The sequence below is a fragment of the Streptomyces sp. NPDC051207 genome (assembly GCF_040682395.1).
Classification (GTDB): domain Bacteria; phylum Actinomycetota; class Actinomycetes; order Streptomycetales; family Streptomycetaceae; genus Streptomyces.
Map to the genome: position 1 here is coordinate 105,682 of NZ_JBFBAX010000008.1, position 26,928 is coordinate 132,609.

Consider the following 26,928-nt stretch of genomic DNA (forward strand, 5'->3'; position numbering starts at 1 on the left):
GGCCCGGCCGGTGGGGTACCGAGCCTATTGACTTCGGGTCCGGCAGGGGAGGGGGCGGGCGGGGGCGGGTCGGCACCCGCTCAGCTACCCGAGGGTCCGTGCGCGTACTCCGTGGGAATGACGGGTTCCCCGCGGGAGAGCTGCGTCGCGGACAGCGGGAGGTTGGCGCGGGCCGCCGCGTGCCGGTCCCGGACGGTGTCCAGCGGCTCGCGCCGGACCACCTCGCCGCCCCGGACCAGCTCGACCAGCAGCGGCCGCCCGGCCGGCTCGTCGGGCACCGGACCGGTGCCGACCACCTCGGCCTGCGCGATGCCGTCCTCGTCCAGTCGCCGCACGGCCCACTTGCGGCCGCCCACGGAGGTCTTGCCGCCGCTGGACTTCTTCGCCACCGGCACCAGCGGGGCCTTGGGGTCGTCGGACGCGGCGCGCGCGACCAGCTTGTAGACCATCGAGGCGGTCGGGTGCCCGGAGCCGGTGACCAGCTGCGTACCGACGCCGTACGCGTCCACGGGCGCCGCCGCCAGCGAGGCGATGGCGTACTCGTCCAGGTCCGAGGTCACGATGATCTTCGTGTCCCGGGCGCCCAGCTCGTCCAGCTGCTGGCGCACCCGGTGCGCGACCAGCAGCAGGTCACCGGAGTCGATCCGCACGGCGCCCAGCTCGGGCCCGGCGACCTCGACGGCCGCACGGACGGCCTCGGCGACGTCGTACGTGTCGACCAGCAGCGTCGTGCCCCGGCCGAGGGAGTCGACCTGGGCGCGGAAGGCGTCGCGCTCGCTGTCGTGCAGCAGGGTGAAGGCGTGGGCGGAGGTGCCGACGGTGGGGATGTGGTAGCGGAAGCCGGCCGCGAGGTTGGAGGTGGAGGCGAAGCCGCCGACGTAGGCGGCCCGGGACGCGGCGACCGCGGCGAGTTCGTGGGTGCGCCGGGCGCCCATCTCGATCAGGGGGCGCCCGCCCGCGGCGGAGGACATCCGGGAGGCGGCGGCGGCGATCGCCGAGTCGTGGTTGAGGATCGACAGGATCACGGTCTCCAGCAGCACGCACTCGGCGAAGGAGCCCTCGACCCGCAGGATCGGCGAGCCCGGGAAGTACACCTCGCCCTCCGGGTAGCCCCAGATGTCGCCGGAGAAGCGGTAGCCGGCGAGCCAGTCGAGGGTCTGCTCGTCCACGACGTGCCGCTCGCGCAGGAAGCCGAGGACGCCCGGGTCGAAGCGGAAGTTCTCCACGGCGTCCAGGACGCGCCCGGTGCCGGCGACGACGCCGTAGCGCCGTCCCTCCGGCAGCCGCCGGGTGAAGACCTCGAACACGCTGCGCCGCCCGGCCGTGCCCGCCTTGAGCGCGGCCTGGAGCATCGTCAGCTCGTACTGGTCCGTGAAGAGCGCCGTGGACGGGACACCCACCCGTCGCCCGCCACCGCCCATCTGCGGAAGCGCTTCGCGTCCTGCTTCGTCTGGCAGCCCAAGGTCCGCTGTGTTCATGGCAAGGATCGTACCCCCATCTCGTCACTCTGACGATTTGTGCGGCGCGTGGTCCCGGTCACGTACCCCCGGGCCGTCCATTTGTGTCCCCACCCCCCTGCGGTGGCAGCATGGGCCATGTGACGTCACCCGCACCCCTAGAGATCGAACGCACCGAGTCGGCGGAGGAGCAGTTCGCCGTACCCGAGCCGGACGTCCCCTGGGTCACCATCGTCCACAACGACCCGGTCAACCTCATGAGCTACGTGACGTACGTCTTCCAGACGTACTTCGGCTACTCCAAGGACAAGGCCACCAAGCTCATGCTCGACGTCCACCACAAGGGCCGGGCGGTCGTCTCCAGCGGCAGCCGCGAGGAGATGGAACGCGACGTGCAGGCCATGCACGGCTACGGCCTGTGGGCCACCCTCCAGCAGGACCGCAAGTAGCGAGCACGCCCGCCCACCAGCGAAAAGACTCCATGCCCGGACAATTCGAACCGCTCCCCGGCGGCGGCGCGGCCGTCGCCCTCGACGACGTCGAGATCTCCATCATCCGGTCGCTGGCCGTGCAGCTCCTGGAGCTGATCGGTCCCGGCCCCGCCGAGGACGCGCAGGGCGACCCGCTCGCCGAGCTGTTCGCCGACGGGCCGAGCGAGCCGCCCGCCGACCCGGTGCTGCGCCGGCTCTTCCCGGACGCCTATGTCGACCCCGAGCAGCCGCCCGCCTCTCCGCGGGACGCCGAGGAGCGGCGGGAGTACTCCGCCGAGTTCCGCCGCTACACCGAGAACGACCTGCGGGCCGGCAAGCGCGAGAACGCCCTCGCGGTGATCCGCTCCCTGGACGCGCTGGCCGGGGACGGCGGGGCCGTGCTGAAGCTGTCGGAGCGGGAGTCGCAGCAGTGGCTCGGCGCGCTCAACGACCTGCGCCTGGCGATCGGCGCCCGGCTGGAGATCGACGACGAGGACGACACCGACCTGCTCTACCGGCTCCCGGACGAGGACCCGCGCAAGCCGATGGTGATGGCGTACCTGTGGCTGGGCGGCCTCCAGGAGACCCTGGTCTCGACGCTCATGCCGTGAGAGCGCGCACCCTGTGTTCGCTCAGAGGACGCTCAGATCCGAATAACGATCCTGTCACCGGCCCTGGGGTTTTCCGGGGCGGCAGCGGTTTCCGTGACGGCCGTCACTAAAGACTCGGCAAACGGCGTGGTAAGAACGGGCAACTCCCGCGCGGCACCACCCCTCGCCGTGCTGGAGGAGCCGTCTTCACCGGCGGACACCCGTACTGGTCCGAGTCCGCGGACCACGTTCCCCCCGCGCCCGACGGACAACGGTGTTCGCCCTCCCTGCCGCACCCCCGTAGTGCTGAGCCACGCCAGCACCTCCCCGCCCCCCGAGGTAGCTCGATGTCACTCGACTCCGTCACCACGTCCATTGACGACGCCGTCAGTGGATTCTTCGAACCGGTCGCCACCACACTCGGCGAGATCGTCTTCTACTCCGTCCCCGTCGGGGGAACCGAGCTGCCGCTGATCGTGGCCTGGCTCGTCGTCGCCGGCCTGGTGTTCACGCTCGGGTTCGGCCTCGTGCAGATCCGCCGGTTCAAGCTGGCCGTCGACGTGGTGCGCGGCAAGCACGACGAACACGGCTCGGCCGGTGAGGTCAACCACTTCCAGGCGCTGACCGCGGCCGTCTCCGGCACCGTCGGCCTCGGCAACATCGCCGGTGTCGCCGTCGCCGTGTCCATCGGCGGACCGGGCGCCACCTTCTGGATGATCCTGTGCGGCCTGCTCGGCATGGCCACCAAGTTCGTCGAGGTCACCCTCGGTGTGAAGTACCGCCAGGTGCACGAGGACGGCACCGTCTCCGGCGGCCCGATGCACTACCTGCCCAAGGGCCTCGCCGACCGCTTCGGCGCCCGCGGCGCCAGGCTCGGCAAGGTGCTGGCGATCCTCGCCTCGGTGATGATCCTGTTCTTCGGCCTCTTCGGCGGCAACCTCTTCCAGGTCAACCAGAGCTACACCCAGCTGGTCTCCGTGGCCGGCGGTGAGGACGGCGCCCTCGGCTCCTCGGCCGGCGCGCTCTTCTTCGGCATCCTGGTCGCCGCCCTGGTCGGCATCGTGCTGCTCGGCGGCATCCGCTCCATCGCCTCCGTCACCAGCCGCCTGGTCCCGGCCATGGCGATCATCTACATCGCCGCCTGCCTCGTCGTGCTCGCCGTCAACGTGACCGAGCTGCCCGGCGCCGTCGCCCAGATCGTCGAGGGCGCCTTCGCCCCCGAGGGTGTCGCGGGCGGCATCATCGGCGCCCTGATCGTCGGCTTCAAGCGCGCCGCGTTCTCCAACGAGGCCGGTCTGGGCTCCGCGCCGATCGCCCACTCCGCGGTGAAGACCAACCACCCCGCGAGCGAGGGCCTAGTCGCCCTGCTGGAGCCGTTCATCGACACGGTCCTCATCTGCACCATGACCGCGCTGACCATCGTCGTCGCCAACCCGGCCAGCTGGGCCGCGGCCCGCGAGGCCGGCGGCGGGGACATCGGCGGCGTCACCATCACCTCGGACGCCTTCGAGACCGTACTGCCCTGGTTCCCGTACGTCCTGACCGTGGCGGTGCTGCTGTTCGCCATCTCCACCGTGCTGACCTGGGGCTACTACGGCCTCAAGGCGTGGACGTACCTCTTCGGCCGCAGCCGGACCAGCGAGACGGTCTACAAGGCCCTCTACACGCTGTTCGCGGTGGCCGGTTCGCTGCTCACCCTGCAGACGCTGATCGACCTGGCCGACGCCGTGCTGTTCATGCTCGCCGTCATCAACATCATCGGCCTGTACCTGCTGGCCCCCGTGGTCAAGCGTGAGCTCCACTCCTTCCTGGAGTTCGTCCGCGACCGCCGCACCGGCGGGGCCGCGGAGCAGGACCGCGAGGACGTCAAGACCGGCTGACCCGCAGCCGCCGGCCGCGTCCCGCCCGGGCCCGCCCGTACCGTCACCGGTACCGGCGGGCCCGGGCCGTTGTTCGCTCAGAGGACGCTCAGATCCGGATAACGATCCCGTTACCGTGCCCGTCACCTTTGCCGAACCCGGTTCCGTATGTCCGCATCTGGCCGTGGCGCGCGTCACGGGCGGCGGGCGGGACCACACCACGTGCGTGATACACCTTCACGATCGCCCGGCGGACGCCACCCCTGTCCGCAAGCCGGGTGCGCCACCGAGCCGACCACCGTCGGCCAGGCACGACTCCAGCAGTCCGGGGGGATCGAGACCCGATCCGGAGGCCCACGAGAGGCCCGGATCGGCATGGAGAAAGGCGCACACATGTCATCGGCGCAGGCCGCCAAGGAACACCAGGGCACCACCACCGAAGAGGGGTACGAGCGCGGGCTCGGCAGCCGCCAGGTCCAGATGATCGCGATCGGCGGCGCCATCGGCGTCGGCCTCTTCCTGGGAGCCGGGGCGAACATCGCCAAGGCCGGTCCCAGCCTGATCCTGATGTACGCCCTCGCGGGCGTGATCATCTTCTTCATCATGCGGGCGCTCGGCGAGCTCCTGCTCTACCGCCCGGTCTCGGGCTCCTTCGCCGAGTACTCGCGCGAGTTCCTCGGCCCGTTCTTCGGCTACTTCACCGGCTGGACGTACTGGCTGATGTGGGTGGTCACCGGCATGGCCGAGCTGACCGCCGCCGCGATCTACATCAACTACTGGTTCCCGCAGATCCCGCAGTGGGTCACGGCCCTGGTCTTCCTGATCGTGCTGTTCGCGGCCAACCTGATCTCGGTGAAGCTGTTCGGCGAGATCGAGTTCTGGTTCTCGATGGTCAAGGTCACCGCCATCATCGGCATGATCGTCATCGGCCTCGGCGTGCTCACCCTCGGCTTCAGCCAGGCCGGCGACACCGCCGCCGTCTCCAACCTGTGGGCCTTCGACGGCTTCTTCCCCAAGGGCATCGGCTCGTCCCTGATGACCCTCCAGGGCGTCATGTTCGCCTACCTCGCCGTCGAGCTCGTCGGCGTCACCGCCGGTGAGTCGGAGAACCCGGAGAAGACCCTCCCCAAGGCGATCAACACCCTGCCCTGGCGCATCGCCCTGTTCTACGTCGGTGCCCTCACCGTCATCCTGTGCGTCGTCAAGTGGACCGAGTTCGCGGGCGGCGCGAGCCCCTTCGTGAAGGCGTTCGCGGAGATCGGCATCCCGGCCGGCGCCGGCATCGTCAACTTCGTCGTGCTGACCGCCGCCCTGTCGTCCTGCAACTCCGGCATGTACTCCACCGGCCGCATGCTGCGCACCCTCGCCGACAACGGCGAGGCCCCGCGGGTCTTCCAGCGGCTGTCGTCCACCAGGACCCCGGCCCTGGGCATCGCCACCTCCGTGGTCTTCATGGGCATCGGCGTGGTCCTCAACTACGTCGTCCCGGAGAAGGCGTTCGGCTACGTCACCTCCGTCGCCACCGCCGCCGGCATCTGGACCTGGCTGATGATCCTGATCAGCCACGTCCTGTACCGCCGCGCGGTCGACGCCGGCCGGCTGCCCGCCTCGGCCTTCCCGGCGCCGGGCGGCGCGAAGCTCAGCTGGGTCGCCATCGTCTTCCTCCTCTTCGTGACCGGCCTGATCGCCTACGACGCCGACTCCCGGATCTGCCTGTTCGTGATGGCCGGCTGGGCGCTCGCCCTGGCCGTCGGCTGGTTCGTCCTGAAGCGGCGCAACCCGGAGGTCGCCGAGCGCCGGGAGCCGGAGTTCGAGAAGGTCTGATCTCCGGCCCGGACGCCCGGCCGGGCGGGAGCACTCGTGGCGCCCCCGCCCCGCCCGCCGCCCGCCCCGTCCGTCATGTGGGCGGCCCCGTACCACCCCTCGGTACGGGGCCGCCTTCTGCTTATCCTGACGCCATGCTGACCATCACCCAGGCCCTCTACGACCGGATCGTCGCCCACGCCCGCGAGGACCACCCCGACGAGGCGTGCGGCGTCGTCGCCGGCCCGGTGGGATCCGGCCGCCCCGAGCGCTTCGTCCCGATGCTCAACGCGGCCCGCTCGCCCACCTTCTACGAGTTCGACTCGCAGGACCTCCTCAAGCTCTACCGCGAGATGGACGACCGCGACGAGGAGCCGGTGATCATCTACCACTCCCACACCGCGACCGAGGCCTACCCCTCCCGCACCGACATCTCCTACGCCAACGAACCCGGCGCGCACTACGTCCTGGTCTCCACCGCCGACACCGACGGCGCCGGCGACTTCCAGTTCCGCTCGTTCCGGATCGTGGCGGGCGAGGTGACGGAGGAAGAGGTCAAGGTCGTCGAGGCCTACTGAGTTCTCGTCGGCCCTCTCCGGGACCTCTTCGGCCCCGCTGACCACGCACGTCTCATGCTCCGGTCGGAAAACGTCCGGAATGCGAGATCACACTCGGGGCCCGGCACCGGGAATCGATACGATGAGCCCATGGTTTCCCACGACGTGAGCGAGAAGACGCCGGGCACGCTGCTCGTGGCGCGGCTGCACGTCGACCTGTGCAGGCTCGCCAGCGCCATCTGTTGACGCTGCTCCCTGCCGCCGTACGGCCGTGAGCCGCGGCGCACCACCCTGCGTACCACCACGCTGTCCCGCGCCGCCGCGCGCCCCGATCACACACCTCCCGACAGGAGCCCTGAGCCATGGCCATCGAGGTCCGCATCCCGACCATCCTCCGCCAGTACACCGACGGCCAGAAGGCGGTGGAGGGCAACGGCGACACCCTCGCCGAGCTGTTCGCCGACCTCGAAACCCGGCACACGGGCATCCACGCCCGCATCGTGGAGGGCGACCAGCTGCGCCGGTTCGTCAACGTCTACCTGAACGACGAGGACGTCCGCTTCCTCGACGGCATCAACACCAAGGTCTCCGACGGGGACAACATCACGATCCTGCCGGCCGTCGCCGGCGGCGCGGCCTGATCACCGATGCGCTACGACTCCCCGCTGGCCGCGGTGGGCAACACCCCCCTGGTGCGCCTGCCGCGGCTGTCGCCGTCCGCCGAGGTCCGCATCTGGGCCAAGCTGGAGGACCGCAACCCGACGGGCTCGATCAAGGACCGCCCGGCCCTGCACATGATCGAGCAGGCCGAGAAGGACGGACGCCTGACCCCGGGCTGCACCATCCTGGAGCCCACCAGCGGCAACACCGGCATCTCGCTCGCCATGGCGGCCCGGCTCAAGGGCTACCGCATCGTGTGCGTCATGCCGGAGAACACCTCGCAGGAGCGGCGCGACCTGCTCACCATGTGGGGCGCGGAGATCATCTCGTCCCCGGCCGCGGGCGGCTCCAACACCGCCGTACGGGTCGCCAAGGAACTGTCGGCCGAGCACCCCGACTGGGTGATGCTCTACCAGTACGGCAACCCGGACAACGCGGGCGCCCACTACGCCACGACCGGCCCCGAGATCCTCGCCGACCTGCCGTCGATCACGCACTTCGTCGCCGGCCTCGGGACCACCGGCACGCTGATGGGCGTCGGCCGCTACCTGCGCGAGCAGAAGCCGGACGTGAAGATCGTCGCCGCCGAACCGCGCTACGACGACCTGGTGTACGGCCTGCGCAACCTCGACGAGGGCTTCGTCCCCGAGCTGTACGACGCCTCCGTCCTGACCACCCGGTTCTCCGTCGGGTCCGCCGACGCGGTCACCCGCACCCGTGAACTCCTCCAGCAGGAGGGCATCTTCGCGGGCGTCTCCACCGGCGCCGCCCTGCACGCCGCGATCGGCGTCGGCCGGAAGGCGCTCAAGGCGGGGGAGAGCGCGGACATCGTGTTCGTCGTCGCCGACGGCGGCTGGAAGTACCTCTCCACCGGCGTCTACACGGCGGCCACCACCGAAGAGGCCATCGACACCCTCCAGGGCCAGCTGTGGGCCTAGCTTTCTGAGCTATGTGGCGAGGTGGCGGACCTGGTCCCACAGGACCGGGTCCATCACCCCCACCCGACGGCTGAAGTCCCGCACGGGCACGTCCCGCAGCTCGTCCGTCTCCAGATAGCTCGCCCGGCCCTGCGCCCCGCCGACCGAGCCCGGCGGCAGCGGGATCACCCCGGCCAGCTCGTCGCGGTACGTGCTGGTGATCTGCGCGACCACCGCGCGCCGCCCGCGCACCGACAGCACCAGGCACGGCCGGTCCTCACCGCGCGTCCCCGCCGCGTCCACCGGGCCCAGCGGCTCGCCGCCCCCGGTGGACGGCACCCGCGCCCACCAGATCTCCGCCGGGCGCGGCCGGGCCGGTCCCGGCCGCGCGCGCCGCCCCCGACCCCACCCGTCGGCGAGCGCGGCGACCAGCGCGAGCAGCGCCACCACCGCGGCCACCGGCCACCAGGACGTGTCCATACCGACGACGGTACCGGCGCCCTGCCGCTCCCGCGCGCCTCCCACCCGCCTCAAGCGCCCCGTTGCCAGCCGAACCGGTGACACCACAGGTGAGTTCGCCCACAACGGCCCTTGGCGGAGGAGCGACCGGACGTTTTGCGTCTTACGCTCGACAGACCGCACACCGCACGACCCCCGTCGCCCCCATCCAGGATTTCCTGTCGTTCCCGCCAGCGGAGGTTTCTGCTTCATGAAGCTCACCGTCGTCGGCTGCTCGGGGTCGTTCCCCTCCGCGGAATCGGCCTGCTCGAGCTACCTCGTCGTGGCCGACGGCTTCCGGCTGCTCCTCGACATGGGCAACGGCGCCCTCGGCGAGCTGCAGCGCCACTGCGGTCTCTACGACCTCGACGCGATCTTCCTCAGCCACCTGCACGCCGATCACTGCATCGACATGTGCGCGTACTTCGTGGCCCGCTACTACCGGCACGACGGCGGCCGGTGCGCCCCGCTGCCCGTCCACGGACCCGAGGGCACCGAGCACCGGCTGACCACCGCCTACGCCGACACCCCCTCCGCCTCCTCGATGAGCGAGGTCTTCGACTTCCACACCGTGAAGCCGGGCACCTTCGAGATCGGCCCCTTCACGGTCCACACCGAGCGGGTCGCCCACCCCGTCGAGGCGTACGGCATCCGCATCGAGCACGGCGGCCGCACGCTGACGTACTCCGGGGACACGGGCGTGAGCGCCGCGCTGGACGAACTCGCCCGCGACGCCGACCTGTTCCTGTGCGAGGCCGCGTTCACGCACGGCAAGGAGAACATCCCCGACCTGCACCTCAACGGCCGCGAGGCGGGGGAGACCGCCGCCCGCGCCGGCGCCCGGCGGCTGGTCCTCACCCACATCCCGCCGTGGACCGACCCGGAGGTCAACCTCATGGACGCCCGCGCGGTGTTCGGCGGGCCGGTGGAACTGGCGGCGCCCGGGACGACGTACGAGATCTGAGCCCTGCCGCTGCCGCACCGGCGCGGCGAAGGCCCCCGGAGCCTGACGTCTCCGGGGGCCTCGGCGTGGACGGCAAGGGCTGCCGCGAGGGGCTACTTGCCCTCCGCCTTCTGCAGTTCCGCCAGCTCCTCGTCGGACTCGCGGCCCGGCGTGGGCAGGTTGAACTTCGTGATCGCGAACCGGAACACGGCGTAGTAGAGCGCCGCGAAGCCCAGGCCGACCAGGGCCAGGCCCCACGGGTTGGTGGCGATGCCCAGGTTCAGGAAGAAGTCGACCGCGCCCGCCGAGAAGCCGAAGCCGTCCTTCATGCCGAGCGCCCAGGTCAGCGCCATCGAGGCGCCGGTGAGGACGGCGTGGACGGCGTACAGGACCGGCGCGATGAACATGAACGTGAACTCGATCGGCTCGGTGACGCCCGTGACGAACGAGGTGAGCGCGAGCGACAACATCATGCCGCCGACCACCTTGCGGCGCTCCGGCCGCGCGCAGTGCACGATGGCGAGGCAGGCCGCGGGCAGCGCGAACATCATGATCGGGAAGAAGCCGGTCATGAACTGCCCGGCGCTCGGGTCGCCCGCCAGGAACCGGGCGATGTCACCGCTCTTGCCCTCGTACTCACCGGCCTGGAACCACGGGAACGAGTTCAGCAGGTGGTGCATGCCGACCGGGATCAGCGCGCGGTTGGCGACGCCGAAGATGCCCGCGCCGACGGCGCCCGAACCCACCAGCCACTCGCCGAGATTGTGCAGGCCCGTGCCGAGCACCGGCCAGATGTACCCGAAGACGATGCCGATGACCAGGCCCGCGAACGCCGACAGGATCGGCACCAGGCGCCGGCCGCCGAAGAAGCCCGCCCAGTCGGGCAGCTTGGTGCGGTGGAAGCGCTGGTAGAGCAGGGCGACGACGAGGCCCATCACCACACCGCCGAGGACCTTGGCGTCCACCGGGGCGTCGACCATGACGACCTTGCCGTCGACGGCCTTGGCCACCTGCGGCAGGTTCTCGTCGGTGAACGTGGCCAGCACGTTCTTGAAGACCAGGTAGCCGACCACGGCCGCCAGCGCCGTCGAGCCGTCCGACTTCTTGGCGAAGCCGATGGCGATGCCCACGGCGAACAGCAGCGCCATGTTGTCCAGGATCGCGTTGCCGCCGGCCGCCATGAAGCCCGCGATCTTCGTCAGGACGGCCGGGAACTCCGGGCGGCCCAGCATGTCGGTGTTGCCGAGGCGCACCAGCAGGGCGGCGGCGGGCAGCACGGCCACCGGCAGCATCAGACTGCGCCCGATGCGCTGGAGCACCGCCATCACGCCGGCGCCCTTCTTCTTCTCGGCCGCGGGAGCGGCGTCGGCCGTGGTCACAGGTTCCTCCAGCAGCGTCTGAGGTCTACACCACTTGGTGGTGTAGACCTGTTGTAGCACGATGAAGGCGACATAAGGAACCCGCGATTCCAGTTACCGGTCGGCCGCTCGCGAAGACGGGCCGACTGTGGGTTACTGCGACAAAGCGGTTCGGATCAGGGAGAAGGAACATGGCCAGCAAGGCTGAGAAGATCGTTGCCGGGCTCGGCGGCATCGACAACATCGAAGAGGTCGAGGGCTGCATCACCCGCCTGCGGACCGAGGTCGTGGACCCCGCCAAGGTCGACGAAACCGCCCTCAAGGCCGCCGGAGCCCACGGCGTCGTCAAGATGGGCAGCGCCGTCCAGGTCGTCATCGGCACCGACGCCGACCCGATCGCCGCGGAGATCGAAGACATGATGTGACGCCCGGGCGCCTCCCCGCCCGCCGCTTCACCCCCGAGGGGCCCTTTCCCGGTGCGGGAAGGGCCCCTTCCGCACGTGCGGATAGGCTCGTCCGCATGTCACGCATCGACGGCCGCACCCCCGAACAACTCCGCCCGATCACCATCGAACGCGGCTGGAGCAAGCACGCCGAGGGCTCCGTCCTCGTCTCCTTCGGCGACACCAAGGTCCTGTGCACCGCCTCCGTCACCGAAGGCGTCCCCCGCTGGCGCAAGGGCAGCGGCGAGGGCTGGGTCACCGCGGAGTACGCCATGCTGCCCCGCGCCACCAACACCCGCGGCGACCGCGAATCCGTCCGCGGCAAGATCGGCGGACGCACCCACGAGATCAGCCGCCTCATCGGCCGCTCGCTGCGCGCCGTCGTCGACTACAAGGCACTCGGCGAGAACACCGTCGTCCTCGACTGCGACGTCCTCCAGGCCGACGGCGGCACCCGCACCGCCGCCATCACCGGCGCGTACGTCGCCCTCGCCGACGCCGTCGCCTGGGCCCAGGCCAAGAAGCTGATCCGCGCCGGCCGCCGCCCCATCACCGGCACGGTCAGCGCCGTCTCCGTGGGCATCGTCGCCGGCGTCCCCCTCCTCGACCTCTGCTACGAGGAGGACGTCAAGGCGGACACCGACATGAACGTCGTCTGCACGGGCGACGGCCGCTTCGTCGAGGTCCAGGGCACCGCCGAGGCCGAGCCCTTCGCCCGGGACGAACTGAACGCCCTGCTGGACCTGGCCGTCTCCGGCTGCGCGGAGCTGGCGGCGCTGCAGAGCAAGGCACTTGATACGGTCGCCGGAAAGTAAAGGGCGCCCCAAGGCGCACCGCGGCGGCAGGCAACCGGCCCGCCCGCCGCGGCGTCCTTACCGACACGGGCGTGCGGCTCACCGCCGTACGCCCGGCCAGCGGGCCGCCCGGCCCGGACCCAAGGGGAGGGATCGCATCCATGGCCGCGAGCCGACGCCGCCGTAGCCGTATCACCGTCGCCGCCGCAGCGATGGCCGCCGCCGCGCTGACGGCCGGCCTGACCACCGGCTGCGACGCCGTCGACAAGGCGCTGGGCTGCGTGCAGACCGCCGACGCCATCGCCGACAGCGTCACGGAACTCCAGCAGGCCGTGGAGAACGCCTCCAACGACCCCACCCAGCTCGAGGAATCCCTCGCCTCCATCGAGAAGAACCTCGACAAGATCGGCGACACCACGGACAACGCCGACGTCAACAAGGCCGTCGACGACCTCGGCAAGGCCGTGGCGAACGTCCGCACGTCCGTGGAGAACGGCGACGAGACCCCCGACATCAGCCCCGTCACGGACGCGGCGGGCGAACTGACGAAGGTCTGCACGCCGTAACACCACCGGGCACCGCACGGGTGGCGGGGCAGGGAACAGGGCCGGGGACGGAGCCGGGATACTGAACCCCATGACCCGCTTGATCCTCGCCACCCGCAACGCCGGGAAGATCATCGAACTCCGGGCGATCCTCGCCGACGCCGGCCTCCCGCACGAACTCGTCGGCGCCGACGCCTACCCGGACATCCCGGACGTCAAGGAAACCGGCGTCACCTTCGCCGAGAACGCCCTCCTCAAGGCACACGCCCTGGCCCAGGCCACGGGACTGCCGGCCGTGGCCGACGACTCCGGCCTCTGCGTCGACGTCCTCGGCGGCGCCCCCGGCATCTTCTCCGCCCGCTGGTCGGGCCGCCACGGCGACGACAAGGCCAACCTGGACCTGCTCCTGGCCCAGCTCGCCGACATCGCCGACGAACACCGCGCGGCCCACTTCACCTGCGCGGCGGCCCTGGCCCTGCCCGACGGCACGGAACGCGTGGTCGAGGGCCGGCTGCGCGGCACCCTGCGCCGGGAACCGGAGGGCACGGGCGGCTTCGGCTACGACCCCGTCCTCCAGCCGGAGGGCCACACCCGGACCTGCGCCCAGCTGACCCCCGACGAGAAGAACGCGATCAGCCACCGGGGCAAGGCGTTCAGGGAACTGGTACCGGTGGTGCGGGAGCTGCTCGGATAGAGCATGGTGCGGCCGGAGGGACTCGAACCCTCACGGGAGTTACCCCACTGGGACCTAAACCCAGCGTGACTGCCAGTTCCACCACGGCCGCCTGCTGCTGCCCGGCCATGCTACTGGCCGGGCAGGGCACTCAGAGGCCCAAATCCTTGATGATCTTGGCCACGTGGCCCGTCGCGCGGACGTTGTAGAGGGCCCGTTCCACCTTGCCCTCCTCGTCGACGACGACCGTGGAGCGGATGACGCCCAGGTACGTCCTGCCGTAGTTCTTCTTCTCGCCGAACGCCGCGTACGCCTCGGTGACCTTCTTGTCGGGGTCGGCGAGGAGGGTGATCCTCAGGGACTCCTTGTCGCGGAACTTCGCCAGCTTCTCCGGCGGGTCGGGGGAGATCCCGATCACGTCGTAGCCCGCGCCCCCCAGGACGTCGAGGTTGTCCGTGAAGTCGCACGCCTGCTTCGTGCAGCCCGGCGTCAGCGCGGCCGGGTAGAAGTAGACGATGACCTTGCGGCCCTTGTAGTCGGCCAGCGACACCTCGTTGCCGTCGGCGTCGGGCAGGGTGAAGGCGGGGGCCACGTCCCCGGGCTCCAGGCGCTCGGTCATCGGTCTCGACTCCTCTTGCGTACGTGAAGGGGTGGTGCCGGTCCGAGCCTAACCGGGGCTGCCGACAGCGCGGCCGGGCCCGGAGCTGACAGACTGTCCACAACAGCGTCAGCAGACTTCGGAGGCCGTACGGTGGCGGACACGTCGGACACCAGAACCCCGGCGCAGATCGAGGCGGACATCAGGCGCCGCCGCGAGGTGCTGGCCGAGACCCTCGACGAGCTCGGGGTGCGCGTACACCCCAGGACGATCATGGGCGATGCCAAGGCGAAGGTCGCCGCGAGCGTCGACAACACCCTCGGGCGCGCGTACGTCGGCGTGAACCGCGCCGTCAGCGGCATCACGTCGCGGTTCACGGACGAGGAGGGCGCGCCCCGGCTGGAGCGGGTCGTGCCCGTCGCGCTGCTCGTCGTCGGTGTCGTCGGGCTCGTCGCCGTGGGCTCCCAGCGGCGCGGCCGGAGCGGCCGGCGCCGGCGGCGCTGAGCCGGGGCGCGGCCGACCCACCCGCGCGCGCTCGCGGCGGAGGCAGGTAGGTTCAGTGGCGTGAGCGCCAAGAGAAACGACACCCACGACAAGCTGCCCATCCGGATGCTGCACGACCGCGTGCTCGTGCGGCAGGACAACACCGAGGGCGAGCGGCGTTCCGGGGGCGGCATCCTGATCCCCGCGACCGCGGCGGTCGGCCGTCGGCTGGCCTGGGCCGAGGTCGTCGCGGTGGGGCAGAACGTGCGGACCGTGGAGCCGGGCGACCGGGTGCTGTACGACCCGGAGGACCGGGCCGAGGTCGAGGTGCGCGGCGTCCCGTACGTGCTGATGCGCGAGCGGGACCTGCACGCCGTGGCCGCGGACCGGTTCGAGGGGTCCGAGGATTCCACGGGTCTGTACCTCTGACCCGTACCCGGACCTCCGGTGCGGAGGGCCGGTGACCTCGTCACCGGCCCTTTTCGCATGCCCCGCCGTGTTTGTGGGGGTATCAGCCCGTATCGTTCCCGCCGCCGCCCCCTGAGCCCGGTCCCCCCGTGCCACCCGTTCCGCCCGTCCCCGGGTCTCCGGTCGTGCCGCCGTCGGCCGTACCCCCGGAGCCGGTCGTGGTGCCGCCGTCCGTCGTGCCGCCGTCGGCGGTGCCGCCCGAGCCCGTCGTACCGCCGTCCGTCGTCGTGCCGCCGTCGGTCGTGCCGCCCGAGCCGGTCGTGGTGCCGCCGTCCGTCGTGCCGCCGTCGACCCAGCCCGGGGAGCCCGTCGTGGCGCCGCCGTCGGTGGTGCCGCCGTCCGTCTGGCCCGCGCTCTCGTCCGGCGTCTGCCCGCCGGTGTCCTCGCCGCCCGTCGCCGCGCCGCCGTCGTCGCCCGTGCCCGGGTCGGGGGCCTCGCCGGTGGGGGGCCGGGTCACCCCGGTGCCCTCCTGGAGTTCGAGGTCGAAGTCCCTGACCGGCTCGCCCTCCAGCGCGTCGGCGGTGTACTGCGCCCAGATCTCCGTGGGCGCCCCGCCGCCGTTGATGCGGGGCAGGCCCATCGCGCCGTACAGCGACTTGTGCTTGGCGGTCTCGGGGTCCTGGCCCATCACGGCGACGACGGTGACCAGTTCGGGCGTGTAGCCCGCGAACCAGGCCGCCGTGTCCTCCTCGGCGGTGCCGGTCTTGCCGGCGGCGGGGCGGCCCGCGGCTTGGGCGGCGCTGGCGGTGCCGTTCTGCACGACGCTCCGCAGCACGGCCGTCGTGGTGTCGGCGGCCTCGCGGCTGACGGCCTGCCGGGTCTGCCGCTTCGGCAGGTCCAGGATGTCCCGGCCGTCCTTGGTGACCTTCTCGATCATCGTGTACGTGCCGTGCCTGCCGTGGTTGGCGAGCGTCGCGTAGGCCTGCGTCATGTCGAGGACGCTGGCGGTGGCGACGCCCAGTGCGATGGACGGGGACGGCGTGAGGTCGGGTGTGGTGCCGGGCAGGCCGAGGTCGACGGCGGTCTGGCGGACCTTCTCGGAGCCGACGTCGACGGCCATCTGCGCGTACACGGCGTTGACGGACTTCTCGGTGGCCTCGCGGACGGTGATGTCGCCGTAGTCGACGTGGTCCTCGTTCTCGGGGGCGTAGTGGCCGCCGGACCAGCCCTGCACGGGGCGCCGGTCGGTGCCGTCGTAGATCGTCTCGGGGGTGATGGGGCGGCCGTCCTGGGTGACGGAGCCGTTCTCGACGGCGGAGGTGAACACGAACGGCTTGAAGGTGGAGCCGACCTGGAAGTCCCGGCGGGTCGCGTTGGGCGTGTACTGCTTCACGTAGTCGATGCCGTTGTACATCGCGACGACCTTGCCGGTCTTGGGGTCGATGGAGGCGCCGCCCGCGCGGACGTAGGTGTCGACCTTGTTGTTCTTCTTGTCCAGCTTGGACATCAGCTTGTCGTTCACGGCCTTCACGAAGGCGTCCTGCTTGTCCTTGTGCAGGGTGGTGGTGATGCGGTAGCCGCCCGCGTCCAGCGCCGCCTCCTCGACGATCTTGTTCTGGACGAGGTGGTCGCGGACGATGCGGACGACGTAGCCGCGCTGCCCGGACAGGCCCGCGGAGACGGTGGTCTCCTTCGGCATCGGGAACGTCAGGCCGGCCCGCTCGGTGGCGCTGAGCCAGCCCTCCTTGACCATGCCGTCCAGGACGTAGTTCCAGCGGGCCTCGGCGGCGGCCCGGTTCTCCGGGCGGGCGACCACGTCGTACTCGCTGGGCGCGTTCAGCAGTGCGGCGAGGTAGGCGCCGCGGGCCGCGTCGAGACCGGTGGCGTCCACGCCGTAGTAGGCCTGTGCGGCGGCCTGGATGCCGTAGGCGTTGCGGCCGAAGTAGCTGGTGTTGAGGTAGCCCTCGAGGATCTGGTCCTTGGTCTCGGTGCGGTCCAGCTTGATCGCGATGAAGAACTCCTTCGCCTTGCGGGTCAGGGTCTGCTCCTGCGCGAGGTAGTAGTTCTTCACGTACTGCTGGGTGATCGTCGAGCCGGACTGCTTGCCCTTGCCGGTGGCGGTGTTCCAGGCGGCGCGCAGCATCGCCTTGGGGTCGACGGCGGACTGGGAGTAGAAGTCCCGGTCCTCGGCGGCCAGTACGGCGTGCTTGGCGTCCTTGGAGACCTGGGCGAGGGAGACGTTCTCACGGTTGACCTCGCCGTCGCGGGCGAGCTGGCTGCCGTCGGCGTACAGGTAGACGTTGCTCTGCTTGGTGGCGAGGGCGTTGGCCGGCGGGATCTTCACCAGGGAGTAGCCGAGGAAGAATCCGCCGATGAGCAGCAGCAGGACGACGAGGAAGGTGCCGAGGACCGTCCGCCAGGTCGGCATCAGCCGGCGCCAGCCGGTGCGCCGGGGCCGGACGGGCCCGTCCCCTTCGGGGGTGGCCGCCTGCGGGTCTGGCTCCGCCGGCCGGCCCGGGTTCGGCTGCTGTGGCTGTGGCTCGTCGCTCATCGCGTGCACGGACTCCTGTGCCTCGTTCGTCTTTGTGCGCTACTGGGCGCCCACTGGTGAAGACTCTCGCACCCGGCGTTCCGTTCCCGGCCACCGGTACAGCCGGAAAATTCGTGGCCGGCCCGGTCGGCGGTGACTAGGCTCATCCGCTTGTGTGCCGGTCGGCGAGGAGGGTGGCGGGTGTGGGCTCGGGACGGTTGTATACGGCCGTCGCAGCAGGCGGTTTCCGACGATACGCGACGTATCGGGCGGCCACGGCGGCCGGGGTGTTCACCAACACCGTCTTCGGGCTGATCCTGGTCCACACCTACCTGGCGCTGTGGGACGAGCGGCCGCACCTCGGCGGCTACGACCAGGCCCAGGCGGTCACCTACGTGTGGCTCGGGCAGGCGCTGTTCGCGGCGCTGGCCGTCCAGGGCGGCGGCTTCGAGACGGAGCTGACGGAACGCATCCGCACCGGCGACGTCGCGATCGACCTGTACCGGCCCGCCGATCTCCAGCTGTGGTGGCTGGCGGCCGACGTGGGCCGCTCCCTGTTCCAGCTGCTGGGCCGCGGGGTGGTCCCGTTCCTGGCCGGGACGCTGCTGTTCCCGACCGCGCTGCCGGACGAGCCGGTGACCTGGCTGGCGTTCGCCGTCGCGGTGCTGCTGGGCATGCTGGTCAGCTTCGGCATCCGCTACCTGGCGGCGCTGAGCGCGTTCTGGCTGCTGGACGGCACCGGCGTGATGCAGATGCTGATGGTGATCGGGCTGTTCGGTTCGGGGATGCTGCTGCCGCTGAACGTCTTCCCGGGCGCGCTCGGCGAGATCGTACGGGCGCTGCCCTGGTCGTCGCTGCTCCAGGCGCCCGCCGACGTGCTGCTCGGGGAGGCCGACCCGCTGGGCACGTTCGCCTTCCAGGCCGGGTGGGCCGCCGCGCTGCTGGCGGCGGGGCGGCTGGTGCAGGCCGCGGCGACCCGGCGGGTGGTGGTCCAGGGTGGCTGACGGGCGGGTGACGGCCGGGCTGCGCGCCTACCGGCTGATCGCGGGGATGTGGATCCGCTCCACGATGACCTACCGCGCCTCGTTCGCCATGACCGTGCTGGGCAGCCTGCTGGTGACCGGTCTCGACTTCGTCGGGATCATGCTGATGTTCTCGCAGGTCGACGCGCTCGGCGGTTACACGCTGCCCGAGGTGGCGTTCCTGTACGGCCTGTCGGCGACGTCGTTCGGGATCGCCGATCTGCTGCTGGGCTCGATGGACCGGCTGGGCCGCCGGGTGCGGGACGGCACGCTGGACACGCTGCTGGTGCGGCCGGTGCCGGTGCTCGCGCAGGTCGCCGCCGACCGGTTCGCGCTGCGCCGCGTCGGCCGGATCGCGCAGGGCGCGCTGGTCCTCGGCTACGCGCTGGCGCCCGCCGGCATCGACTGGACGGCGGGCAGGCTGCTGCTGATGCCGGTGACGCTGGCCAGCGGCGCGGGGATCTTCGCGGCGGTGTTCGTGGCGGGCGCGGCGTTCCAGTTCGTGGCGCAGGACGCCTCCGAGGTGCAGAACGCGTTCACGTACGGCGGGACGACGCTGCTGCAGTATCCGCCGACGGTGTTCGGGCAGGAACTGGTGCGTTCGGTGACGTTCGTGCTGCCGCTGGCGTTCGTGAACTGGCTGCCCGCCTCCTACCTGCTGGGGCGGCCGTATCCGCTGGATCTGCCGGACTGGGTGGCCTTCACGCCGCCGCTGGCCGCCGTCGCGTGCTGCGCGCTCGCGGGGCTGGCGTGGCGGGCGGGGCTGCGGTCGTACCGGAGCACGGGGAGCTGAGGGGCATGGACGGTGTCATGGGCGGCGGGGCGGACGGCTTCGTCGACGTCGACGGGGTCGAGAAGGTCTTCGCCGTACGGCGCAGGACGGGCTTTTTCGCCTGGGAGCGGCGGCGGGTGCGGGCGGTCGGCCCGCTGTCCTTCACGGTGGCGCGTGGCGAGATGGTCGGTTGCATCGGCCCGAACGGCGCCGGGAAGTCCACCACGATCAAGATGCTGACGGGCATCCTCACACCGAGCGCGGGCCGGCTGCGTGTCGCCGGTGTCGACCCGTCCCGGGAGCGGACGCGGCTCGCGCACCGGATCGGGGTGGTGTTCGGGCAGCGCACGACGCTGTGGTGGGACCTGCCGCTCATCGACTCCTACCGGCTGGCGCACCGCATGTACCGCATCCCTGACGGGCGTTACCGCGAGAACCTCGACCGGTGCGTCGAACTCCTCGGCCTGGCCGCGCTGCTGGACGTGCCGGTGCGGCAGCTGTCGCTCGGGCAGCGGATGCGCGGCGACATCGCGGCGGCGCTGCTGCACGATCCCGAGGTGCTGTACCTGGACGAGCCGACCATCGGCCTGGACGTCGTCTCCAAGGCGAAGGTCCGGGGCTTCCTTCGGGAGCTGAACGCCGAACGCGGCACGACCGTACTGCTGACCACCCACGACCTCCAGGACGTCGAGCAGTTGTGCTCCCGCGTGGTGGTCATCGACCACGGCCGCCTGATGTACGACGGCCCGCTCGCCGGCCTGCACGAGGCGGGCGGGAGCGAGCGCACCCTGGTCGTCGACCTGGAGCGGGAACTGCCGCCCGTCGAGGCGCCGGCACCGGCCCGCGTCGTCCGCGTGGAGGGCCCGCGGCAGTGGCTGGCGTTCCCGGCATCGCAGTCGGCGGCGCCGCTGGTCGCCGGCATCGCGGCGCGCTACCCGCTGGTCGACCTCTCCGTGCGGGAGCCGGACATCGAGACGGTGATCGCGAAGATGTACGCGGAGCACGCAGAGCACACAGAGCGCGCAGAGCAGGCGGGGCATGCCGACGACGCCGAGCAGGTCGAGCAGGCGGGGCGTGCGGACGGCGTAGTGCCGGGCGCGGGGACCTCGTAGGCTGCTGCCATGAGCGACGATGCCCCGGAGCTGCGCGCCTCCGACGCCGACCGTGAACGTGTCGCCGAGGTCCTGCGGGACGCCCTTGCGGAGGGCCGCCTCGACATGGCGGAGTTCGAGGAACGGCTGGAGGCCACCTACGGGGCGCGCACCTACGGGGAGCTGGCGCCCCTCACGCGCGACCTGCCCGCCCCGGGCGTCGCACCGCCCGCCGTCGCGCCGCACAAGGACGCGGCGGGCGGCGGGAGTTGGGCGGAGCGGATCGTCGGCGGCGACGGGTCGTCCGGTACGGCCGTGGGGGTGCTGTCCGGCTTCCAGCGCAAGGGCCGCTGGACCGTGCCGAAGCGGATGAACTGCTTCGCCTTCTGGGGCGGCGGCGAGCTCGACCTGCGCGAGGCGTACTTCGCGGACCGAGAGGTCGAGATCAACTGCGTCGCCGTGATGGGCGGCGTGCAGGTGACCGTGCCGCCCGGGGTGGAGGTCGCCGTGCGCGGCATCGGCATCATGGGCGGCTTCGACCAGCGTGAGGAGGGCGTGCCGGGCGACCCCGGGGCGCCGCGCGTGATCATCAAGGGCTTGGCCTTCTGGGGCGGCGTCGGCGTGGAGCGCAAGCACACGCGGGCGGAGCGGCAACGGCTGAAGGAGGAGCGGCGGCAGGACCGGCTGGAGCGCAGGCAGGCCCGGCGCGAGCTGCGGGAGCCGGTGCGTGAGGACGCGGCGGACGGCCACCGCCGGATGCTGGACGCGCACGAGGACCTGCTGGGCAGGCACGGTCACGGCCACCGGCGGCGCTCCGAGGAGCGCTAGACCACGGAAAGGGGGGCGCCGCCGAGCGGCACCCCCCTTTGCCCACAGGTGCGTCGGAGCGGCGCCGCCCGGATGCACCATTGCGCCGCAGCCGCGCGGCCCGACTCACAGCTCCGCCGGAGCCGCCCCCTTCAGGTCGTCCAGGTCGAAGTACTCGCCCATCCGCGCGTAGCCCTTGTCGCTCGGGTGGAGGTGGTCGCCCGAGTCGTAGTCGGCGCGCAGCCGCCGCGGGTCGTACGGGTCGCGCAGCGCCCTGTCGAAGTCCACAACCGCGTCGAACACGCGGCCCGCGCGGATCTCGGCGTTGATCTGCTGCCGCACCGCCTCCCGCTCGGGCGTGAAGCCGCGGTGCCCCTTGAACGGCATCAGCGTCGCCCCGACGACCTTGATGCCGCGCGCGTGGGCCTGCCCGACCAGCGTGCGCAGCCCGTCGAGGATCGCGTGCGGGTCGGCGAGCCGCGGGTTGCGCAGGATGTCGTTGACGCCGAGGACGATCACGACGGCCTTGACGTTGGTGCGGCCGAGGACGTCACGGGCGAAGCGGTTCAGCCCGCTGGGGTTGTCGGCGGGGCGGCCGAGCCCGTCCGTGAGGACGCGGTTGCCGCTGATGCCCTGGTTGACGACGCCGTAGCGGGGCACGTCCGCGCCGGACGCGGCGGCCTCGCGCAGCCGGTCGGCGAGGACGTCCGTCCAGCGCGCGTTGGCGTTCGGGGTGGACGTGATCCCGTCGGTGAGGGAGTCGCCGAGGACGACGACCGTCCCGTCGGCCTCGTTGCTCAGCACGTCCAGCGCCGTGAGGTACCGCCAGGACGGCGACTGCTCGGTGTACGCGGCGGCCGTCACGTCCTCGGTGCGGTCGCCCGGGGCGGCGTAGGAGGTCTGCCGCGCGTGCGGGTGGTAGGTGACCGGCCCGGCCGGGGTCGGCGAGTAGGTGGTGACGAGGATGTCGCCGTCGTGCGGAACGGTGAGGCGGACGGCGTCGCTCATCACCTGCCCGCCGGCCGGGACGACGACCGTGGGGGCGCCGCCCGCGAAGGTGAGCCGGCGCATGGTGCCGGCCGCCGCGGCCGGGGTGTTGGGCCCGGCGGCGACGGCGATGGAGGCGTGCGTGATGGTGAGGGGCGCCTGGCCGTAGAGGTTGGACAGGGTGATGCGGGCGCTGGTGCCGCCGACGGTCGTGTGGACGACGTTGCGCACCGAGCGGCCCGCGAGGCCCGTGGTCTCCGTGCCGGGTTCGGCGGCGGCCGGCGAGGCGGACCAGGTGCCGACCCAGGTGCCGGTCGAGGCGGGTTGCGCCGAGCCGCGCGGGGCGCCTCGGCCGACGACGGTGGTGGTGTGGTCGCCGCTCTCGTCGGACGCGACCCCGACGTACAGTGCGGCGGAAAGAGCCACGATCAAAGAGACGATCGCGGCGAGCAGGGCGTATCCGTGACGCCGGGTCATGCTGGTGCTGTTCTCCTCGGGCGATGGGAGCCCGGGGCTCCGATCTGATGTGCCCATGATGCGTCATGGGGCGTGCCGGGAGCTGACGGGCCCCGCCCGATTCCCCCTCCGAACAGACGCTGGGAACTCCTGTTCCGTTCCAGGAGTCGGTCAGGAAGGGACAATGTGTGCGGGATCACCGGATGGGTGGAGCGGATGGATCGGACAAAACGGGAAACAGCGGACGGGGCGGGCAGTCGTGGCGTCCCCGCTTCGGCCGCACGCGCGATGACCGCGTTCAGCCCGGCCGACGAGGAGAAACAGCGCGGCGTGCGCCGCATGAAACTCACCGCGACCGGCCTGCTGCTGCTGGTCGCCGTCGTCTACGTCCTCGCCGAATGGGCCTCGCACGCGGGCGCCGGCCCCTGGGCGGGCTATGCCGCGGCGGCGGCCGAGGCGGGCATGGTCGGCGCGCTCGCCGACTGGTTCGCCGTCACCGCGCTGTTCCGCAGGCCCCTCGGCCTGCCCATCCCGCACACCGCCATCATCCCCACCAAGAAGGACCAGCTCGGCGTCTCCCTCGGCGAGTTCGTCGGCGAGAACTTCCTCTCCCAGGACGTCGTACGGCAGCGGCTGCGCGCCGTCGGCATCGGCAGCCGCCTCGGCGCCTGGCTCGCCCGGCCCGAGCACGCCGACCGCGTCACCGCCGAGCTGTCCACCGCGCTGCGGGGCGCGCTGACCGTGCTGCGCGACGCCGACGTCCAGGCGGTGGTCGGCGAGGCCGTCACGCGCCGCGCGGGCGCCCAGGAGATCGCACCCGGCATCGGCAAGATGCTGGAGAAGATCGTCGCCGACGGCGGCCACAAACGCGCCGTCGACCTGATCGTCTCCCGCGCCCACGACTGGCTCGTCGTGCACAGCGACTCCGTGATGGACGCCGTGCAGGGAGGCGCGCCCGGCTGGACCCCGAGGTTCGTCGACAAGAAGGTCGGCGAGCGCGTCTACAAGGAACTCCTGCGCTTCGTCACCGAGATGCGCGACATGCCCACCCACCCGGCGCGCGGCGCCCTGGACCGCTTCCTCGCGGACTTCGCCGCCGACCTCCAGTCCGACACGGACACCCGCGCGCGTGTCGAACGGCTCAAGGGCGACGTGCTGGGCCGCGGCGAGGTCCAGGACCTCATCGCGTCCGCCTGGACCGCCGTACGCTCCATGATCGTCGCGGCGGCCGAGGACGAGCGCAGCGAACTGCGCCTGCGCGTCCGGGCCTCCCTGCTGTCCCTCGGCGCGCGCATGTCCTCCGACGCCGGGGTACAGGGCAAGGTCGACGGCTGGGTGGAGGGCGCCGCGGTGTACGTGGTGACCACCTACCGCCAGGAGATCACGTCCCTGATCACGGACACGGTGGCCGGCTGGGACGCGGAACACACGACGCGCAAGATCGAGGCCCACATCGGCCGCGACCTGCAGTTCATCAGGATCAACGGCACGGTGGTGGGGTCGCTGGCGGGGCTGGCGATCTACACGGTGGCGCGGATGCTGGGGGCGTAGGACAGCGGACCGCGGGCACGCCTGCCGCCCGGGGCGGCGCGGGCGGCACCCCCCAAGTGCCGGGCCGCGCACCCCCGTTCGGCCACCGCGGCGCCGGGCGACCGGACCGCGCCGGTGCCGGAACGTGCCGGGCGCCGGCAAGGGCATGACACGTCCACCTCAAGGGCACCCGTCCCCCACTTTCGCCCGCTGAGGAGGGAGCCCATGAGCAGTTCGGCCGCAGCCGCCCCCGCAGAACCAGGCCGCACGATCACCACCGCCATCCCCGCCCGCCTCGACCGCCTGCCCTGGTCCCGCTGGCACTGGTCGGTCGTCATCGGCCTGGGCACCGTATGGATCCTGGACGGCCTGGAGGTCACGGTCGTCGGCAACATCGCGGGCCGCCTGTCCGAGCCCGGCAGCGGACTGCCGATCACCTCGGGCCAGGTCACCGGCCTGGCCGCCGCGCTCTATGTGGGCGGCGCCTGCCTGGGCGCCCTGTTCTGGGGCCGGCTGACCGACAAGTTCGGCCGCAAGAACCTGTTCATGATCACGCTGGCGGTGTACCTCGCGGCCACCGCCCTGACCGCCCTGTCCTTCGACACCTGGTGGTTCTTTCTCTGCCGCTTCCTCACCGGCTTCGGCATCGGCGGCGAGTACGCGGCGATCAACTCCGCGATCGACGAGCTGATCCCGGCCGAGTACCGGGGTCGCGTCGACCTGATGATCAACGGCAGCTTCTGGCTGGGCGCGGTCGGCGGTTCGCTGCTGTCGATCGTCGCGCTGAACGAGTCCGTGCTGCCCAAGGACGTGGGCTGGCGGCTGACGTTTGCCCTGGGTGCCGTCCTCGCGCTGGTCATCCTGCTCGTACGGCGGCACGTCCCGGAGAGCCCGCGCTGGCTGCTGATCCACGGCCGCGACGACGAGGCGGAACGGATCGTGTCCACCATCGAACGGCAGGTCGAGGCGGAGCGGGGCGAGCCGCTGCCGCGCCCGCAGGGCGAGATCACGATCCACCAGCGCAAGAGCGTGACGTTCCTGGAGATCGGCCGCACGGTGTTCTCCAAGTACCGCAGGCGCGCGATCCTCGGCTTCGCCCTCTTCATCGGCCAGGCGTTCCTCTACAACGCCATCACCTTCGGCTTCGGCGCGATCCTGACCAAGTTCTTCGACGTGCCGACCGGCAGCACCGGCTACTACTTCGCCGTCATCGCCCTCGGCAACTTCTGCGGCCCGCTGCTGCTGGGCAAGCTGTTCGACACGGTGGGCCGCCGGGTGATGATCTCCTCGACGTACCTGCTGTCCGGGCTGCTGCTGTTCGGCACGGCCTGGCTGTTCGACCGCGGCTCGCTGAGCGCCGCGACCCTGACGGCGTGCTGGTGCGCGGTGCTGTTCTTCGCGTCGGCCGGCGCGTCCAGCGCGTACCTCACGGTCTCCGAGGTGTTCCCGATGGAGACGCGCGCCATGTCGATCGCCTTCTTCTACGCCCTCGGCACCGCGGCGGGCGGCATCAGCGGGCCCCTGCTGTTCGCCGACCTCACCGGTACGGGCAAGGTCGGCGACACGGTGCTCGCGTTCCAGATCGGCGCGGCGCTGATGTGCGCGGCCGGTCTGATGGCGGCGGCGCTGGCGGTGAAGGCGGAACGCCGGTCGCTGGAGGACATCGCCATGCCCCTGACCGCGACGGCGAAGCAGACGGCGTCCACGGGCTCGCGCCACGCGACGGCCTGATCCCCAGGCCGCCCTTCCGGGTGGGGCGGCCGGACCCCTCTCCGGCGGGGCGGCCGGGCCGTACGCCCGTATCGCGCGCGGGAGGCGGTACGCCGGGCGCGTCGGCCGGCGAGACGGAGGCGGTGCCTCGGCTTCACCGACCGGCGTCCCGGGGCGGTGCGCCGGGGACCTCGTCCGGCGAGACGGGGTGGTGCGCCGGGCACGCCGGTCGGCGGACCGGAGGTGCGCGTGTGGCCTGGCCGGCCGGTGGTCCGGAGGCGGGCCTGGGGTCTCGCTGGTCGGCGGTCGGAGGCGGGCGTAGGGCCTCGCTGGTCGGCGGCGGGAGGCGCGCCTGGGGTCCCGCCGGTCGGCGGCCCGGAGGCCGTGCGTCAGTCGCGCCGGTCGGCGCGGCGGGGCGGTGCTTCGGGCGTGACGGTCGGCGTCCCGTAGGGATGTCTCAGCCGTGTCGGCCGACAGGACGGAGGCCGTGCCTCAGCCGCGTGGGCCGGCGAGGCGGAGGCGGGCCTGGGACCTCACCGATTGGGCGGCCCCGAGGCCCCGAGGCCTCGCTTCAGTCGCGCCGGTCGGCGCGGCGGGGCGGTGCTTAGGGCACGCGAGGGCCGGCGTCCCGAAGGGATGCCTCAGCCGTGCCGGTCGGCGACCGCCCACGAGGCGAGTGCCACGGCGCCCGCGACCGAGAAGACGGCGGGCCAGGCGCCGACCTTCTTGGCGAGCGGGTGCGACCCGGCGAACGCGGCGACGTACGCCGCCGACAGCGCACCCGCGGCCGGGCCGCCCGCCCGCTGCCGCCACTGCCGCGCGGCTGCCGTCCCGGCGGCGGCGAGCACGACCCCGCCGAGCTGCCGCTTCCCGGTCCAGCGGGCCACGCCGTACCCGCCGACGAGACCGCCCGCGGCGACCACCGCGCTGGGAACCTTCGCCATGTCTGCCTCCTGGGACTGCTGTT

Annotated in this window: 28 protein-coding genes and 1 tRNA gene; 21 read left to right on the forward strand and 8 right to left on the reverse strand. The window is 71.9% G+C overall.

Going from position 1 to position 26,928, the window contains the following annotated elements:
• Positions 1 to 80 precede the first annotated feature (80 nt).
• Positions 81 to 1,421 carry a nicotinate phosphoribosyltransferase gene (locus tag AB0M97_RS10840; protein WP_365960571.1) on the reverse strand — a complete coding sequence of 447 codons (1,341 nt, stop codon included), beginning with the start codon at positions 1,419 to 1,421 and terminating at the stop codon, positions 81 to 83.
• A 167-nt stretch (positions 1,422 to 1,588) separates the two neighbouring features.
• Between AB0M97_RS10840 and clpS the strand changes: the two genes are divergently transcribed.
• From clpS to AB0M97_RS10880, 8 genes are all read left to right on the forward strand, one after another.
• Positions 1,589 to 1,906 (forward strand): ATP-dependent Clp protease adapter ClpS, encoded by a 318-nt coding sequence (gene clpS, locus AB0M97_RS10845; protein WP_365960447.1) that lies wholly within the window; start codon positions 1,589 to 1,591, stop codon positions 1,904 to 1,906.
• Between the two features lie 32 nt (positions 1,907 to 1,938).
• Complete coding sequence (locus AB0M97_RS10850) at positions 1,939 to 2,538, forward strand: DUF2017 domain-containing protein (protein WP_365960448.1); 600 nt, start codon at positions 1,939 to 1,941, stop codon at positions 2,536 to 2,538.
• A gap of 326 nt (positions 2,539 to 2,864) precedes the next feature.
• Positions 2,865 to 4,397, forward strand: a complete 1,533-nt coding sequence (locus AB0M97_RS10855) for an alanine/glycine:cation symporter family protein (protein WP_365960449.1) — start codon at positions 2,865 to 2,867, stop codon at positions 4,395 to 4,397.
• Between the two features lie 372 nt (positions 4,398 to 4,769).
• A complete protein-coding gene (locus tag AB0M97_RS10860; RefSeq protein WP_365960450.1) occupies positions 4,770 to 6,200 on the forward strand; it encodes an amino acid permease in 1,431 nt (476 codons plus the stop codon).
• A 134-nt stretch (positions 6,201 to 6,334) separates the two neighbouring features.
• A complete protein-coding gene (locus AB0M97_RS10865; RefSeq protein ID WP_365960451.1) occupies positions 6,335 to 6,757 on the forward strand; it encodes a M67 family metallopeptidase in 423 nt (140 codons plus the stop codon).
• Positions 6,758 to 6,886: 129 nt separating this feature from the next.
• Positions 6,887 to 6,982 (forward strand): putative leader peptide, encoded by a 96-nt coding sequence (locus tag AB0M97_RS10870; protein WP_324612360.1) that lies wholly within the window; start codon positions 6,887 to 6,889, stop codon positions 6,980 to 6,982.
• Positions 6,983 to 7,098: 116 nt separating this feature from the next.
• Positions 7,099 to 7,377: a MoaD/ThiS family protein gene (locus tag AB0M97_RS10875; RefSeq protein WP_365960452.1), complete on the forward strand. Its 279-nt coding sequence runs from the start codon at positions 7,099 to 7,101 to the stop codon at positions 7,375 to 7,377.
• A gap of 6 nt (positions 7,378 to 7,383) precedes the next feature.
• Positions 7,384 to 8,334, forward strand: a complete 951-nt coding sequence (locus tag AB0M97_RS10880) for a cysteine synthase (protein WP_365960453.1) — start codon at positions 7,384 to 7,386, stop codon at positions 8,332 to 8,334.
• Between the two features lie 9 nt (positions 8,335 to 8,343).
• Here AB0M97_RS10880 and AB0M97_RS10885 read toward each other — a convergent pair whose 3' ends face one another.
• Positions 8,344 to 8,793: a type II toxin-antitoxin system PemK/MazF family toxin gene (locus AB0M97_RS10885; protein WP_365960454.1), complete on the reverse strand. Its 450-nt coding sequence runs from the start codon at positions 8,791 to 8,793 to the stop codon at positions 8,344 to 8,346.
• Between the two features lie 229 nt (positions 8,794 to 9,022).
• Here AB0M97_RS10885 and AB0M97_RS10890 point away from each other — a divergent pair, with 229 nt between their 5' ends.
• Positions 9,023 to 9,775: an MBL fold metallo-hydrolase gene (locus tag AB0M97_RS10890; RefSeq protein WP_365960455.1), complete on the forward strand. Its 753-nt coding sequence runs from the start codon at positions 9,023 to 9,025 to the stop codon at positions 9,773 to 9,775.
• A gap of 92 nt (positions 9,776 to 9,867) precedes the next feature.
• On the opposite strand, the gene AB0M97_RS10895 is transcribed toward AB0M97_RS10890, so the two are convergent.
• On the reverse strand, positions 9,868 to 11,133 hold the full coding sequence (locus tag AB0M97_RS10895) for a PTS transporter subunit EIIC (protein WP_365960456.1): 1,266 nt from the start codon (positions 11,131 to 11,133) through the stop codon (positions 9,868 to 9,870).
• Between the two features lie 170 nt (positions 11,134 to 11,303).
• On the opposite strand from AB0M97_RS10895, the gene AB0M97_RS10900 reads away from it, so the two are divergent.
• The 4 genes from AB0M97_RS10900 (at position 11,304) to rdgB (ending at position 13,588) form a co-directional block, all read left to right on the forward strand.
• Positions 11,304 to 11,537 (forward strand): PTS glucose/sucrose transporter subunit IIB, encoded by a 234-nt coding sequence (locus AB0M97_RS10900; protein ID WP_365960457.1) that lies wholly within the window; start codon positions 11,304 to 11,306, stop codon positions 11,535 to 11,537.
• A gap of 95 nt (positions 11,538 to 11,632) precedes the next feature.
• Positions 11,633 to 12,370 (forward strand): ribonuclease PH, encoded by a 738-nt coding sequence (gene rph, locus AB0M97_RS10905; protein WP_365960458.1) that lies wholly within the window; start codon positions 11,633 to 11,635, stop codon positions 12,368 to 12,370.
• Positions 12,371 to 12,510: 140 nt separating this feature from the next.
• Positions 12,511 to 12,915 carry a hypothetical protein gene (locus AB0M97_RS10910; protein ID WP_365960459.1) on the forward strand — a complete coding sequence of 135 codons (405 nt, stop codon included), beginning with the start codon at positions 12,511 to 12,513 and terminating at the stop codon, positions 12,913 to 12,915.
• Positions 12,916 to 12,985: 70 nt separating this feature from the next.
• Positions 12,986 to 13,588: an RdgB/HAM1 family non-canonical purine NTP pyrophosphatase gene (rdgB, locus tag AB0M97_RS10915; RefSeq protein WP_365960460.1), complete on the forward strand. Its 603-nt coding sequence runs from the start codon at positions 12,986 to 12,988 to the stop codon at positions 13,586 to 13,588.
• Positions 13,589 to 13,592: 4 nt separating this feature from the next.
• On the opposite strand, the gene AB0M97_RS10920 is transcribed toward rdgB, so the two are convergent.
• A tRNA-Leu gene (locus tag AB0M97_RS10920) sits at positions 13,593 to 13,679 on the reverse strand.
• A gap of 39 nt (positions 13,680 to 13,718) precedes the next feature.
• The gene (gene bcp, locus AB0M97_RS10925) at positions 13,719 to 14,186 is read right to left on the reverse strand and encodes a thioredoxin-dependent thiol peroxidase (protein WP_365960461.1); all 468 of its coding nucleotides are present in this window, start codon (positions 14,184 to 14,186) and stop codon (positions 13,719 to 13,721) included.
• 132 nt (positions 14,187 to 14,318) lie between these two features.
• On the opposite strand from bcp, the gene AB0M97_RS10930 reads away from it, so the two are divergent.
• Both AB0M97_RS10930 and AB0M97_RS10935 read left to right on the forward strand, forming a co-directional pair.
• Positions 14,319 to 14,669: a DUF3618 domain-containing protein gene (locus AB0M97_RS10930; RefSeq protein WP_365960462.1), complete on the forward strand. Its 351-nt coding sequence runs from the start codon at positions 14,319 to 14,321 to the stop codon at positions 14,667 to 14,669.
• Between the two features lie 60 nt (positions 14,670 to 14,729).
• Positions 14,730 to 15,077, forward strand: a complete 348-nt coding sequence (locus tag AB0M97_RS10935; RefSeq protein ID WP_365960464.1) for a co-chaperone GroES — start codon at positions 14,730 to 14,732, stop codon at positions 15,075 to 15,077.
• Positions 15,078 to 15,159: 82 nt separating this feature from the next.
• On the opposite strand, the gene AB0M97_RS10940 is transcribed toward AB0M97_RS10935, so the two are convergent.
• Complete coding sequence (locus AB0M97_RS10940) at positions 15,160 to 17,607, reverse strand: transglycosylase domain-containing protein (RefSeq protein WP_365960465.1); 2,448 nt, start codon at positions 17,605 to 17,607, stop codon at positions 15,160 to 15,162.
• 182 nt (positions 17,608 to 17,789) lie between these two features.
• On the opposite strand from AB0M97_RS10940, the gene AB0M97_RS10945 reads away from it, so the two are divergent.
• From AB0M97_RS10945 to AB0M97_RS10960, 4 genes are read left to right on the forward strand one after another with little or no spacing between them, the layout of a single operon-like run.
• A complete protein-coding gene (locus AB0M97_RS10945) occupies positions 17,790 to 18,590 on the forward strand; it encodes an ABC-2 family transporter protein (RefSeq protein WP_365960466.1) in 801 nt (266 codons plus the stop codon).
• Between the two features lie 46 nt (positions 18,591 to 18,636).
• Positions 18,637 to 19,401, forward strand: a complete 765-nt coding sequence (locus AB0M97_RS10950) for an ABC transporter permease (RefSeq protein WP_365960572.1) — start codon at positions 18,637 to 18,639, stop codon at positions 19,399 to 19,401.
• Positions 19,402 to 19,406: 5 nt separating this feature from the next.
• Positions 19,407 to 20,492, forward strand: a complete 1,086-nt coding sequence (locus AB0M97_RS10955; RefSeq protein ID WP_365960467.1) for an ATP-binding cassette domain-containing protein — start codon at positions 19,407 to 19,409, stop codon at positions 20,490 to 20,492.
• Between the two features lie 9 nt (positions 20,493 to 20,501).
• A complete protein-coding gene (locus tag AB0M97_RS10960) occupies positions 20,502 to 21,299 on the forward strand; it encodes a DUF1707 domain-containing protein (RefSeq protein ID WP_365960468.1) in 798 nt (265 codons plus the stop codon).
• A gap of 105 nt (positions 21,300 to 21,404) precedes the next feature.
• Here the strand turns inward: AB0M97_RS10960 and AB0M97_RS10965 are convergent, their stop codons facing one another.
• On the reverse strand, positions 21,405 to 22,742 hold the full coding sequence (locus tag AB0M97_RS10965) for an SGNH/GDSL hydrolase family protein (protein ID WP_365960469.1): 1,338 nt from the start codon (positions 22,740 to 22,742) through the stop codon (positions 21,405 to 21,407).
• Positions 22,743 to 22,907: 165 nt separating this feature from the next.
• Here AB0M97_RS10965 and AB0M97_RS10970 point away from each other — a divergent pair, with 165 nt between their 5' ends.
• Positions 22,908 to 24,272, forward strand: coding sequence for a DUF445 domain-containing protein (locus AB0M97_RS10970; RefSeq protein WP_365960470.1), 1,365 nt, complete (start codon positions 22,908 to 22,910; stop codon positions 24,270 to 24,272).
• Positions 24,273 to 24,476: 204 nt separating this feature from the next.
• A complete protein-coding gene (locus AB0M97_RS10975; RefSeq protein ID WP_365960471.1) occupies positions 24,477 to 25,982 on the forward strand; it encodes an MFS transporter in 1,506 nt (501 codons plus the stop codon).
• Between the two features lie 620 nt (positions 25,983 to 26,602).
• Here AB0M97_RS10975 and AB0M97_RS10980 read toward each other — a convergent pair.
• Positions 26,603 to 26,905, reverse strand: coding sequence for a hypothetical protein (locus tag AB0M97_RS10980; protein WP_365960472.1), 303 nt, complete (start codon positions 26,903 to 26,905; stop codon positions 26,603 to 26,605).
• Positions 26,906 to 26,928 lie beyond the last annotated feature (23 nt).

Bases quoted from the DNA above. Each gene is read 5' to 3' on its own strand.
- AB0M97_RS10840 (WP_365960571.1), bottom strand. From the start codon at position 1,421: ATGGGCGGTGGCGGGCGACGGGTGGGTGTCCCGTCCACGGCGCTCTTC.
- clpS (WP_365960447.1), top strand. From the start codon at position 1,589: ATGGGCCATGTGACGTCACCCGCACCCCTAGAGATCGAACGCACCGAG.
- AB0M97_RS10850 (WP_365960448.1), top strand. From the start codon at position 1,939: ATGCCCGGACAATTCGAACCGCTCCCCGGCGGCGGCGCGGCCGTCGCC.
- AB0M97_RS10855 (WP_365960449.1), top strand. From the start codon at position 2,865: ATGTCACTCGACTCCGTCACCACGTCCATTGACGACGCCGTCAGTGGA.
- AB0M97_RS10860 (WP_365960450.1), top strand. From the start codon at position 4,770: ATGTCATCGGCGCAGGCCGCCAAGGAACACCAGGGCACCACCACCGAA.
- AB0M97_RS10865 (WP_365960451.1), top strand. From the start codon at position 6,335: ATGCTGACCATCACCCAGGCCCTCTACGACCGGATCGTCGCCCACGCC.
- AB0M97_RS10870 (WP_324612360.1), top strand. From the start codon at position 6,887: ATGGTTTCCCACGACGTGAGCGAGAAGACGCCGGGCACGCTGCTCGTG.
- AB0M97_RS10875 (WP_365960452.1), top strand. From the start codon at position 7,099: ATGGCCATCGAGGTCCGCATCCCGACCATCCTCCGCCAGTACACCGAC.
- AB0M97_RS10880 (WP_365960453.1), top strand. From the start codon at position 7,384: ATGCGCTACGACTCCCCGCTGGCCGCGGTGGGCAACACCCCCCTGGTG.
- AB0M97_RS10885 (WP_365960454.1), bottom strand. From the start codon at position 8,793: ATGGACACGTCCTGGTGGCCGGTGGCCGCGGTGGTGGCGCTGCTCGCG.
- AB0M97_RS10890 (WP_365960455.1), top strand. From the start codon at position 9,023: ATGAAGCTCACCGTCGTCGGCTGCTCGGGGTCGTTCCCCTCCGCGGAA.
- AB0M97_RS10900 (WP_365960457.1), top strand. From the start codon at position 11,304: ATGGCCAGCAAGGCTGAGAAGATCGTTGCCGGGCTCGGCGGCATCGAC.
- rph (WP_365960458.1), top strand. From the start codon at position 11,633: ATGTCACGCATCGACGGCCGCACCCCCGAACAACTCCGCCCGATCACC.
- AB0M97_RS10910 (WP_365960459.1), top strand. From the start codon at position 12,511: ATGGCCGCGAGCCGACGCCGCCGTAGCCGTATCACCGTCGCCGCCGCA.
- rdgB (WP_365960460.1), top strand. From the start codon at position 12,986: ATGACCCGCTTGATCCTCGCCACCCGCAACGCCGGGAAGATCATCGAA.
- bcp (WP_365960461.1), bottom strand. From the start codon at position 14,186: ATGACCGAGCGCCTGGAGCCCGGGGACGTGGCCCCCGCCTTCACCCTG.
- AB0M97_RS10940 (WP_365960465.1), bottom strand. From the start codon at position 17,607: ATGAGCGACGAGCCACAGCCACAGCAGCCGAACCCGGGCCGGCCGGCG.
- AB0M97_RS10950 (WP_365960572.1), top strand. From the start codon at position 18,637: ATGTGGATCCGCTCCACGATGACCTACCGCGCCTCGTTCGCCATGACC.
- AB0M97_RS10955 (WP_365960467.1), top strand. From the start codon at position 19,407: ATGGACGGTGTCATGGGCGGCGGGGCGGACGGCTTCGTCGACGTCGAC.
- AB0M97_RS10960 (WP_365960468.1), top strand. From the start codon at position 20,502: ATGAGCGACGATGCCCCGGAGCTGCGCGCCTCCGACGCCGACCGTGAA.
- AB0M97_RS10965 (WP_365960469.1), bottom strand. From the start codon at position 22,742: ATGACCCGGCGTCACGGATACGCCCTGCTCGCCGCGATCGTCTCTTTG.
- AB0M97_RS10975 (WP_365960471.1), top strand. From the start codon at position 24,477: ATGAGCAGTTCGGCCGCAGCCGCCCCCGCAGAACCAGGCCGCACGATC.
- AB0M97_RS10980 (WP_365960472.1), bottom strand. From the start codon at position 26,905: ATGGCGAAGGTTCCCAGCGCGGTGGTCGCCGCGGGCGGTCTCGTCGGC.